This is a genomic window from Acidimicrobiales bacterium (genome assembly GCA_035316325.1).
Lineage (GTDB): Bacteria > Actinomycetota > Acidimicrobiia > Acidimicrobiales > VFJN01 > DASXTK01.
Genome location: DATHJB010000003.1, coordinates 1 through 10,181 on the forward strand (window position 1 = coordinate 1; position 10,181 = coordinate 10,181).

Annotated in this window: 12 protein-coding genes; 4 read left to right on the plus strand and 8 right to left on the minus strand. The window is 73.8% G+C overall.

The window, feature by feature from the left end; translation table 11 throughout:
- The 4 genes from VK611_00265 to VK611_00280 all read right to left on the minus strand — a co-directional run.
- On the minus strand, positions 1 to 205 hold a 205-nt coding region (locus VK611_00265), incomplete at its 3' end, for a hypothetical protein (GenBank protein ID HMG39722.1).
- A gap of 119 nt (positions 206 to 324) precedes the next feature.
- The gene (locus tag VK611_00270) at positions 325 to 987 is read right to left on the minus strand and encodes a pentapeptide repeat-containing protein (GenBank protein HMG39723.1); all 663 of its coding nucleotides are present in this window, start codon (positions 985 to 987) and stop codon (positions 325 to 327) included.
- A gap of 60 nt (positions 988 to 1,047) precedes the next feature.
- Positions 1,048 to 1,839 carry a glycoside hydrolase family 16 protein gene (locus tag VK611_00275; protein HMG39724.1) on the minus strand — a complete coding sequence of 264 codons (792 nt, stop codon included), beginning with the start codon at positions 1,837 to 1,839 and terminating at the stop codon, positions 1,048 to 1,050.
- A 138-nt stretch (positions 1,840 to 1,977) separates the two neighbouring features.
- Complete coding sequence (locus tag VK611_00280) at positions 1,978 to 3,090, minus strand: glycerophosphodiester phosphodiesterase (GenBank protein ID HMG39725.1); 1,113 nt, start codon at positions 3,088 to 3,090, stop codon at positions 1,978 to 1,980.
- Between the two features lie 119 nt (positions 3,091 to 3,209).
- On the opposite strand from VK611_00280, the gene VK611_00285 reads away from it, so the two are divergent.
- A complete protein-coding gene (locus tag VK611_00285) occupies positions 3,210 to 4,193 on the plus strand; it encodes an MBL fold metallo-hydrolase (GenBank protein ID HMG39726.1) in 984 nt (327 codons plus the stop codon).
- Positions 4,194 to 4,403: 210 nt separating this feature from the next.
- On the opposite strand, the gene VK611_00290 is transcribed toward VK611_00285, so the two are convergent.
- Entirely contained in the window at positions 4,404 to 4,673 is a 270-nt protein-coding gene (locus VK611_00290; GenBank protein ID HMG39727.1) for a response regulator, read from the minus strand.
- Between the two features lie 320 nt (positions 4,674 to 4,993).
- Here VK611_00290 and VK611_00295 point away from each other — a divergent pair, with 320 nt between their 5' ends.
- Both VK611_00295 and VK611_00300 read left to right on the plus strand, forming a co-directional pair.
- Entirely contained in the window at positions 4,994 to 6,280 is a 1,287-nt protein-coding gene (locus tag VK611_00295) for a hypothetical protein (GenBank protein HMG39728.1), read from the plus strand.
- A 28-nt stretch (positions 6,281 to 6,308) separates the two neighbouring features.
- Positions 6,309 to 7,079, plus strand: a complete 771-nt coding sequence (locus VK611_00300; GenBank protein ID HMG39729.1) for an SDR family NAD(P)-dependent oxidoreductase — start codon at positions 6,309 to 6,311, stop codon at positions 7,077 to 7,079.
- Positions 7,080 to 7,126: 47 nt separating this feature from the next.
- On the opposite strand, the gene VK611_00305 is transcribed toward VK611_00300, so the two are convergent.
- The 3 genes from VK611_00305 to VK611_00315 form a co-directional block, all read right to left on the minus strand.
- The gene (locus tag VK611_00305; protein HMG39730.1) at positions 7,127 to 8,299 is read right to left on the minus strand and encodes a hypothetical protein; all 1,173 of its coding nucleotides are present in this window, start codon (positions 8,297 to 8,299) and stop codon (positions 7,127 to 7,129) included.
- Between the two features lie 85 nt (positions 8,300 to 8,384).
- Positions 8,385 to 8,696, minus strand: a complete 312-nt coding sequence (locus tag VK611_00310) for an antibiotic biosynthesis monooxygenase (GenBank protein HMG39731.1) — start codon at positions 8,694 to 8,696, stop codon at positions 8,385 to 8,387.
- Positions 8,697 to 8,706: 10 nt separating this feature from the next.
- The gene (locus tag VK611_00315; protein HMG39732.1) at positions 8,707 to 9,324 is read right to left on the minus strand and encodes a helix-turn-helix domain-containing protein; all 618 of its coding nucleotides are present in this window, start codon (positions 9,322 to 9,324) and stop codon (positions 8,707 to 8,709) included.
- 62 nt (positions 9,325 to 9,386) lie between these two features.
- Here VK611_00315 and VK611_00320 point away from each other — a divergent pair, with 62 nt between their 5' ends.
- A complete protein-coding gene (locus tag VK611_00320; GenBank protein ID HMG39733.1) occupies positions 9,387 to 10,148 on the plus strand; it encodes a phytanoyl-CoA dioxygenase family protein in 762 nt (253 codons plus the stop codon).
- Positions 10,149 to 10,181 lie beyond the last annotated feature (33 nt).

A 10,181-nucleotide genomic window follows, 5' to 3' on the forward strand; every position in this document is an offset into this window, starting at 1 on the left:
GACGTTGTTGGCCGTCGTCGACCACCACCAGGTCGAGACCCTCGACCCGCACCTGCCGCCCCCGCCCGCCCAGGGGGAACGCCGGCGTGCCGAACCCGCCCTCGGTGGCCCGCAACCCGATGCGCCCGGTCGCCCGCCACAACGCCGCGGCCAGCACCTGCTCGGCGACGGCGTGGAGCGACCGGCGCGTCCCCGTGAAGTCCATCGCCAAGTCATACCCGACCCGCACATCCGTGGTTCTTCGAGGGCTAACCCGAACGCGGTCGTTGCGGCGCCGACGAACCGAAACGGTCGCTCGACACCGCAACGATGACGAAGCGTGGGTTAGGGACTCGCCTCGGACTCGTCGGGGGAGAGGTAGTCGTCGTCGATGCGGATCTGGTGGGCGGCGAGGAGGGGGAGGGCGACGTCGACCAGTTGGTCGGAGGCGATGATCACCTTCCGGAGCTCGGCGAGGCCCTTGGTGCCGTCGAGGGTGGAGCCGTGGAGGGCCAGGTCGTCGGCGTGGGCGGCGCTGAGGTCGGCGTGGTCGAGGCGGCAGCGGACCAGCCGGGTGGCGACGAGGCGGGCGCCGGAGAGGTCGGCTCCGGTGAGGTCGCAGTCGACCAGCTCGCAGTGGTCGAACGACGCGGCCCGGAGCCAGGCGCCGGTGAGCAGGCAGTTCGAGAACCGCACGTGGCGGGCCTTCAGGTCGGCCGCCACCAGCCCGGCCATCCGGCAGTCGGTGAACGCCACCCGCTCGGCGCGGGCGCCCGACAGGACCGCCCCCGACAGCTCGCAGCCGTCGATCGCCGTGTCGACCAGCGTGAGGTCGTCCAGCTCCACGCCGGTCAGCCGCACGCCACGGAGCCGCGACGCCGTGACCTGCAGCTCCCGGACCGACTCCCACCCCAACGGCTCGTCACCGTCACCGGTCCACAGCACCCCGTCGAGCAGATCCCCGTCGGCGACCGCCCCACCGTCGGTCGGCTCGAGCTCCTCGGCCACCCTCGGCCCCTCGACCCGCCTCGCCCTCACCGCTCGCGACCGACTCGCCATGTCCGGAACCTACGTCGACAGCGGGTGGGCGTGGACGTGGGTGACGACCAGCTCGGGGATCCCGGTGGCGTCGTCGGGGGTGGCGCGGGTGGGGAAGTCGAAGACGCCGAGCATGAGCTGCATCGGGTAGTCGGGGGACTGGGCGAGGCGGCGGACGACCGTGCCGTCGACGCTGAAGGCGAGCGAGCCCGGCTGCCAGTCGACGCCGTAGGTGTGGAGCTCGGCGACGTCGATGGCGAACGGGTCGGCGACGAAGTCCTCCACCAGGGTCGGGTCGCGGAACTGGTGCACCCCCATGCCCACCTCGGCCGACGGCGAGCCGGAGCCCGGGCCCCGGTCGACGGAGTCGCCGAAGATCTCGGCCACGCAGATCTCACCGGAGCGCTCGGGGCGGTCCTCGATGCCGGACATCCAGAAGGCGACCATCGACCGCGACGACACCACGCCCCGCATCCGCACCTCGACCCGGCCGTAGAGCGGCGTGCAGCCCCACAGCGTCGGCTGCTCCTCCCGCACCACCAGCCCGTCACGGAACGGCTGCTGCCCCACCGCACTGCCCAGGGGACCGGCGAAGCTGCCGCTCTGGATGCACGACACCCGCAACGGTTCGTCGTGCACGTCGGCGCACCACGGGGGCTGGTCGGCCGGGATGCTGAGGTGCAGCCCGTCGTGCTCGATCGACCACGTCGCCGCCGACTGGGCCCGTGAGCTCCAGTGGGGCAGGTAGTAGGGGAACCAGACGTCGGTGTCGAGCGTGTCGCCGGCGAAGCGCTCGTCGAGCTCGGCACGGGGCGACGCCATGGGTCCCGATGGTACGGCCCGGGCCGAACCCCACGTCGGACGGCGGCTCCGGTCACGCCGTCAGTAGCAACGACCACCCCGGACCACGGGCCCCGGATCGACCGGCAGGGCCGACCCGGGGCGCCGAAGCCCGGAAGATCAGTCGACCGCGGCGACGCCGAGGTCGGGGTTGTCGGTGAAGAAGCCGTCCATGCCGGCGTCGACGAACACCTCGATCTCGCCGGCCAGGTCGCCGACGGCGTTGGGGTCGGTGCCGACCCGGAACTCGGCCGGCAGGAACTGGTTCTCCCGCCGGAACGTCCAGCCGTGCACCTCGAGCCCCCGCCGGTGGGCGTCGGCGATCACCCGGGTCGGCGCGGCCAGGGTGCCCGACGCGGTGCGGGGGATGAGCACGTCCTTGCACGCCCCGACGCCGTCGGCGTAGCGCGCGACCGCCCGCAGGCCCTCGGGGGTGACCAGGTCGGCGTACGTCCTGGCGTCGCCCGCGGCCGTAAAGTCCCATGGCTTGCCCGAGCAGTCGACGAGCTGCGCGATCCGCACGTCGGTCAGGCGCGACAGCTCCCGCAGGTTGCCCACCTCGAAGCTCTGCACGATCACCGGGTCGCGGCGGTCGCGGTAGCCGTTGCGGCGCAGCACCTTCACCAGCGGCTCCTCGAGCGACAGGCCGATGCCGTCGAAGTACGACGGGTGCTTCGTCTCCGGGTAGATGCCGACGGGCTTGCCGTCGCAGGTGCGGGAGCGGCGGGCGAGGTCGATCACCTGCTGCAGGCTGGGCACCTTGAACCGCCCGTCGTAGCGGGCGTTCTGCGGCCGCACCGCCGGGATGCGCTCCCTGGCCCGCAGCGTCTGCAGCTCGGCGAAGGTGAAGTCCTCGGTGAACCAGCCGGTCACGTTCACGCCGTCGATCACCTTGGTGGCGCGGCGAGCGGCGAACTCGGGGTGGGCGGCGACGTCGGTGGTGCCGCCGATCTCGTTCTCGTGCCGGGCGACGAGGACGCCGTCGACGGTCGACACGAGATCGGGCTCGATGAAGTCGGCGCACTGGGCGATCGCCAGCTCGTAGGCCGCCAGCGTGTGCTCGGGCCGGTAGCCGCTGGCCCCCCGGTGCCCGACGACGAGCGTGTCGTCGTGTCGATGGGGTCGGTGCGACCCGCCCCCGCCCGTCGCGCCCGCCGGGGCCGTGGTGAGCATTCCCACCACGCCCGCGACCAGGAGGCCCGCGAGCGCCGCTGCCTGCATCCGTCGTCTCATGCGACCAGCGTCGACCATCCGTCTGACGGCACCCGGACCAGCGCGTGAGCGGCAACTGAACTCCGGTCGACGGTTCCGCGAACCGGTTGCGGTGGACGGGACGGGGGACGGGTGCGACGGTGTCTCCCGTGATCGCCTACCGCAAGGGCCTCCACGAGGTCGCCGACGGGGTCCACGCCTACCTCCAGCCCGACGGCACGTGGGGGTGGAGCAACGCCGGCATCGTCGTCGGCGACGGGGCGTCGTTGCTGGTCGACACTCTGTTCGACCTGAAGCTGACCGGCGAGATGCTGGCGTCGATGGCGGGCCTCACCCGGCGCAGCCCCATCGGGACGGTCGCCAACACCCACGCCAACGGCGACCACTGCTACGGCAACCAGCTGGTGAGCGGCCCGGACGTCGAGATCGTCGCCTCGACCGCGGCGGCCCGGGAGATCGACGAGGTGCAGCCGTCGATGCTGGCCGATGCCCTCGACCTGCTGGTCGACGACCACGGTCCGCTCGGCACGTTCATGCGCCACGCCTTCGGGCCCTTCGCCCTGGCGGAGATCGAGGTGCCGCCGGTGACCCGGGAGTTCTCCGGGGCCGTCGACCTCGACGTGGGCGGCCGGCATGTGCGCCTCATGGAGGTGGGGCCGGCGCACACGGCGGGCGACGTGATCGCCTGGCTGCCCGACGACGGGGTGCTGTTCGCCGGCGACATCCTCTTCGTCGGCGGTACTCCGATCATGTGGGCGGGGCCGATCGGCAACTGGATCGCGGCGTGCGACCTGATCGAGGAGCTCGACCCGGCCGTCGTCGTGCCCGGCCACGGTCCGCTGACCGACCCGGACGGGGCTCGGGAGGTGGGCGACTACCTGCGGTTCGTGCGCGACGAGACCACCGCCCGCCACGCTGCCGGCCTGGGGTGCGCCGAGGCCGCCCGCGACCTCGACCTCGCCGTCAACGGCACCCGCTTCGGCTCCTGGACCGACCGGGAGCGTCTGGTGGTCACCGTCGAGGGCGTCTGGCGCGAGCTCGACCCCACCCACCCGGCACCCGACTTCGTCGCCGTGTTCACCGCCATGGCCGACGACTTCGCCCGCCGCGCCAGCTCCAACTGACCCGACGTTCACAGCCGGTTCACCGGCGGGTTCGTACGGTCGGCCGATGTGGACCCGACGACGACTCGCTGGCGGAGGGGTTCGAGGCCTGGGCCGACGCCGGGTTCAGCGGCTCCATCGCCGTGTCGACCGGCGGCCGCACCGGCTGCCTCGCCGCCTACGGGGACGCCGACCAGGCCGACGGGCGGCCCAACACCGTCGACACCGTGTTCAGCATCGGGTCGATCTCCAAGGCGGTCGCCGCCGCGGCGGTGCTCGACCTGGTCGACCAGGACCGGCCCCGAGCCGGCGGACCAGGTCGAGCCCGTCGCCGTCGGGCAGCCCCAGGTCGAGGCAGGCCACGTCGAACTCGGTCGTGCGCAGCAGCGTCTCGGCGTCGGCGCAGCGGGTCGCCACGTCGACCGCGTAGGACTCGTTGCGCAGGCCGAGCGCCACCACCTCCGCCAGCTCGGCGTCGTCCTCGAGCACCAGGATGCGCATGACCGCGCCACGCTACGACGCCACCTGTGAACCGAACGTGAACCCGCTGGCCCGAGGCCTCCATCGGCGTCGCGGGCAGCCGCCACCGTCGGTGTGCCGGGACCCAGCCGTATACCCCTCGGCGCCGCGGCCAGACCGCCCGGCGCGGCGCGAACCCTGGTGTCGCGGAATCCCCCGAAACTGGGGCCGATCGGGCTGTCACAGGTGCGCGGAACGCGGCATGATCTGCGGAGCGGTGGCGCGATCGGCTCGTTCGGAGCCTCGGCCGCCAGGGGATCAGGTGACGAGGGCGCAGCTGTGGGCGCGCCGGAGGGGGCGACGTGGTCACGTACCGGAACGGGCCGCCGGGTCAGGGGCCCGGTGGCGAGGGAGAACGGCCGGGTGGGAGCTCGCTCAGCGACCCCAACCGGGTGCACGTGACGCTCGCCAACCTGACCGACCTCGTCGACCTCGCTCCCGGTTTCACCGACCGCGACCGTGCCCCGGCCCTCGCTCCCGACCCCGACCAGATCGAGCACGACGCCTTCTGGGGCAGGGCCGCGCCGGAGCCGGCGTACGACCAGCACGAGGGCGAGACGGCCGCGGTCCGGGCGGGCTGGGCCCGACCGGCGGAGCGCTGGCTGCTCGAGCTGCTGGCGGTGGCGGCGGCGTCGGTGGCGTTCGTGTCGCCGTCGATCTCGCTGCTGGTGGTGGTCGTCGGCTGTGTGGTGGGCGGCATGGCGGCGTTCGTCGCGAGTGGGAACCCGTTGGGGTCGCTGCCCGGCCGGACCCTCCGACGCTCGTGGACGCTGCTGCACCCGCGCTCGTCGCTGTGGGCGCCGGCGCTGGTGTCGCGCACGGCGATCGCCGCGGTCGTGCTGTCGGGCGGTGTCGCCGCGGCCGTGTGGGTGGCCGACGAGGGCACCGAGGGCGTGGCCGCTGCGGCACGGGCCGGCGCCTGGGCCGACGGCTTCCGGGTGGCGGCGGTGCTGGTGTGCGCCATGCTGCTGACCAGCGTGGGCGACGGCCACTCCCAGCGGAAGCGGGCGGTGCAGCGCTGGGCCGGGCCCGCCACCGACGGCACGCTGCTGATCCTGGCCGTCAGCTGCTGCGCCGCCGCGGTGCTGACGATCGTGGCCGTCCCGCATCCGACCGACCCCATCGCCTCGCGGGCCGACGGGCTCGGCTGGCTGCCCGCCGGGGCCCGGGCCTTCGCCGACCGGGTGCGCGACGACATCGTCACCAACGAGCTGAACACCCTGGCGTCGTGCCTCTCCTCGCGGAGCGACACGAGCTGGCAGCCGTCCTACTCCTCGCAGAACGCGGCCGGGGCGCCCGACGTGGCCCGCTTCGTGTCGGCCCGGGCGCCGTCGGCCGGCGTGCCCTCCGACCTGGCCACGGTCGTCATGGCGGCCCACAACCAGCTGGCGCCGTGGGTGGAGACGATCGAGGTGGGCTGGTCGACCGGCGAGAGGGTGCGCACCGAGCGCGACACCCTGCCCAGCCGGCAGCCGGTCACCGACGCAGACCGCCTGGTGGCCGCCACCACCGTCGGCAGCCAGTGGCTGAGCGGCGGCCTGCCCGACCCGGCCACCGTCCTGCGTTGCTCCGCGGGCCCCGTGCTCTAGCGTCCCCTCCCACCACCAGGGAGGGACGATGACGCTCAGCCGTCTGTCGAGATCGATCGAGGGCCAGGTCGCCCTGGTGACCGGGGCGGCGTCGGGCATGGGGCGCGCCGCCGCCCGTCTGTTCGCCGACGAGGGTGCCAGGGTGGCGTGCGTCGACGTGAGCGATGCCGTGGCCGAGGTGGCCGACGACATCGAGGCCGCCCACGGCAAGGGGCGCGCCGCCTGGTGGGTGCTCGACGTGGCCGACGCTGCCGCCATCGGCCCGGTGGTGGCCGACGTGGCCGCCCAGCTCGGCCCGGTCGAGATCCTGGTGAACAACGCCGGCATCGCCCGCCCGGCCGTGGTGGAGGGCGACGGCGACGCCTACGAGGCGGCCTGGGCCGAGACGTTGGCCGTCAACCTGACCGCCCACCAGCGCCTGGCCCGGGCCTGCCTGCCGACCGTGCGGCGCATCGTCAACATCTCGTCGACCGAGGGGCTGGGGGCGAGCCGCTTCAACAGCCCCTACGCGGCGGCGAAGCACGGGGTCATCGGCCTCACCCGGGCGCTGGCGGTGGAGCTGGGGGCCCAGGGGATCACCGTCAATGCCGTGTGCCCGGGCCCCGTCCGCACCGGCATGACCGCCGTCATCCCCGATGAGGCCAAGGAGAAGTTCGCCCGCCGCAAGGTGCCGCTGCGGCGCTACGGCGACCCCGAGGAGGTGGCCCACGCCGTGGTGTCGCTCACCCTCCCGGCGATGTCGTTCGTCAACGGCGCCGTCCTGGTCGTCGACGGCGGCATGACCGCCAAGAACGACTAGGACACGCCCTGTCACCCCGCCTGGGCCGGCGATCAGGGCGACGAGCGTTAGGGGGTGTCGGTGGGGAGGGGGATGGTGACCGGCTGGCCGAGGGTGGTGAGGTCGAGGACCAGGTGGAGGGGTGGGCCCTCGGGGGCGTTGGTGATCTCGACGTGGAGCGGGTCGCCGGCGGCGTCGAGGGTGAGCAGCAGCTCGGCGGGGACGGGGTCACGGCCGGACTCCACCTCGCCGAGCACCTCGGGCGGGAGGGTTGCCCGGAAGCGACCGTCGGACAGCTCCTGGCGGTCGACGCCGGCCAGCAACCACGTCGGCAGCAGAGCCGCACCCAGGCGCAGGGGCTCGGGGGCCGGGTCGCCGACGGTCAGGAAGCCCTCGTCGGGCAGGTCGTCACGGCTGTCGGCCAGCCGACCCCAGACGACGGTCCCGTCGGTCACGGTCTCGGTGATCCGGCCGTCGGTGGTCTCGCCCATGTCGTGCAGCCGGCCCGACCGCAGGTCGACCTCGCCGCTCATGGTCAGCTCCACCGTCAGCCACAGGCCGGGACGCACCGGGCTCACGTCGGTCGCCAGCGAGGAGCCGCCGTAGGCGTAGGTGCCGGCGGCCTCCAGCCGGGCGGCGGCCTGCTCGAAGGCGGCGTCGGCCGTGAGGTCGTCGACGGTGGTCGTGGGCGGCGCCACGGTGGTGTCGACGGCGGCCCCGGTGTCGGCGTCGGTCGCCTCCGACGGCTCGTCGTCGCCCCCGGTGAACACGAAGGCCGCCAGCACCAGCACGACGACGGCGGCCACCGCGCCCACCGCCAGCGGCCACCAGCGCCGCTCGGGCCCCGGGTCCGACGGCGGCGGCAAGGGTCGCGGCGCCACGTAGGGCGGCGGGGCCGGAGGGACGGGAGCGCGGACGGGCTCCGGCGGGACGGGAGCGTCGACCGGAGCCGGGGGCAGGTGGACCGGCGGGGGCGCGACGGCCGGGGCGGGGGCGGCGACCAGGGGCGGGTGCGTCGTGACCAGCGCAGGGGCCGGCGCGGCGGCGACCGGCGCGGGCGTCGGGCGGGCGGGAAGGTCGGCGCCGTTGCTGCGCTCGGCCGGGATCGGCAGCGCCGGGCGCGGCGTGGACGCGGCCCGGCGGCGGGCGACCACGGCCACCACGGCCGACCCCGCGACGGCAGCAGCCAGCGCCGATCCCACTCGCAACGTGGTTCGGCGACGTGACGACTCGATCGCCATTGACCGACACTCCTCGAACTCGCCCACCGAGCGTGACCCTGGGGCCTGCCCGCCCTCCTGTGGGTCGCAAGATAGACGATCCGCGCTACCCGGCGGGCCAGCCGTACTCCCGCTCCACCCGGGCGACCCGCGTCACGTACCGCGTGTACCAGCGTTCGCGGCCCTCACGCTGGGCGGCGGCGTGCTCCGTCACCTGTTTCCAGGCCTGGGCGTCGGCCTCGGTGGCCCAGTAGCTGACGGTGATCCCGAAGCCGTCGGGGCTGGTGGCCGACTCGATCCCCAGGTAGCCCGGCTGCTCCGCCGCCAGCTCCTCCATCCGCGCCGCGGTCGCCGCGTAGCCGCGGTCGTCGGCGCTCCTCTGGCTGGTGAAGATCACCGCGACGTAACCCGGCTCCACCCGCCCGAGACTACGGCGAGGCGTCGGCGACGAAGGCCTCGACGTAGTGGGAGTAGAGGTCGACCAGCGACACCTCGCGGTCGATCAGCCACAGCACCGCGGCGCCCTCAAGGAAGGCGATCAGCTCGCGGGCCTTGGCGCCGCAGTCGAGGTCGGCGCGCACCGTGCCGCGGCGCTGCCCCTCCCGCAGGCCCGTCTCGATCCAACCCCGCACGCGGCGGCTGCGCTCCAGGAAGTACGTGTGGGCCGGCGTGTCGGGCTCGAAGCTCTCGGCCTGCAGCACGGTGTGAAGGGCGGCGAGGCCGGGGCGCTGCTCGTTGAGCTCGGCGATCCGCACCAGGCCGCGCAGCGACTCGAGGCCGTTCGCCAGGCTGATGTCGGTGAGGAGGTCGCCGGCCCGCCGGTCGCGCTCGGCGATCACGGCCAGCAGCAGCGCCTCCTTGGAGCCGAAGTGGTAGAGGATCGCCGCCGGCGTGAGGCCGACGCGGGTGGCGATCTCGCCCAGGGCGCTGCTGCGGTAGCCCCGGGTGGCGAACACGTCGAGGGCCGCGTCGATGATCGCCGTGCGGGTCTTCGCGCCGCGCTGGGCCTGGCCCTTCAGCTCGGTGGTCGCGGGGTCACTTGACAACGCCCGCAGCCTAAACCATCGTTCAGTCTGAACAGGTATTCAGGATGCGAAGGGGGATCGCGATGCGCACGGCCCGACGGCTGACCGACGAGGAACGGGCGACCTACGCCGAGCAGGGCTTCGTCCGGATCGAGGGCTTCGCCGACGCCGACCTGTGCGAGCGCATGCTGCAGCGCGTCGTCGACATCACCCACGCCCACGCCGGCGGCGCGAAGGCGCCCGGCTACGTGCTCCCCGAGGCCAACCTCGCGGGCCGCGACGGCCGGCCCGAGCAGCTCGCCTCCAAGGTCTTCAAGCTCCACCGCGACCCGGTCTTCGCCACCTTCGCCGCCGGCGCCGCCGTGACCGACCTGCTGGTCGACCTCGTCGCCCCCGACCTCGACTGCTTCCTGTCGCAGTTCATCTTCAAGAACCCCGGCGCCTGGGGTCAGCCCTGGCACCAGGACAGCTTCTACTTCCCCTTCGACCCGCCCCGGCCCATCACCGGCGTGTGGCTGGCGGTCACCGAGGCCACCCTCGAGAACGGGTGCCTCCACGTGCTGCCCGGGTCGCACCGGGAGCCGGTCCACGAGCACGTGCCCGACCGCCGGCCCGGCGCCAACTACGGCTACGTCGAGATCGTCGACCACGACATGGGCGCGTCGCAGCCCGTGCTCATGCAGCCGGGCGACCTGCTGCTGTTCGACAGCCACCTCATGCACCGCTCCACCGACAACGAGTCGGGCGGCGTGCGGGCGGCGATGGTGTACCACTACGCGGCCGCCGGGACCGTCGACCGCGGCCAGAGCCTGATCAACGACTTCGTCGCGGTCCGCCGCTCCTGACGCCGTGGTGGTCGTGCAGAAGTACGGGCCGCT

What these genes read in the sequence shown, in the direction of transcription:
- VK611_00320 (HMG39733.1), top strand. Translation starts at nt 9,387, where the DNA reads ATGCGCACGGCCCGACGGCTGACCGACGAGGAACGGGCGACCTACGCC.
- VK611_00290 (HMG39727.1), bottom strand. Translation starts at nt 4,673, where the DNA reads ATGCGCATCCTGGTGCTCGAGGACGACGCCGAGCTGGCGGAGGTGGTG.
- VK611_00280 (HMG39725.1), bottom strand. Translation starts at nt 3,090, where the DNA reads ATGAGACGACGGATGCAGGCAGCGGCGCTCGCGGGCCTCCTGGTCGCG.
- VK611_00300 (HMG39729.1), top strand. Translation starts at nt 6,309, where the DNA reads ATGACGCTCAGCCGTCTGTCGAGATCGATCGAGGGCCAGGTCGCCCTG.
- VK611_00305 (HMG39730.1), bottom strand. Translation starts at nt 8,299, where the DNA reads ATGGCGATCGAGTCGTCACGTCGCCGAACCACGTTGCGAGTGGGATCG.
- VK611_00275 (HMG39724.1), bottom strand. Translation starts at nt 1,839, where the DNA reads ATGGCGTCGCCCCGTGCCGAGCTCGACGAGCGCTTCGCCGGCGACACG.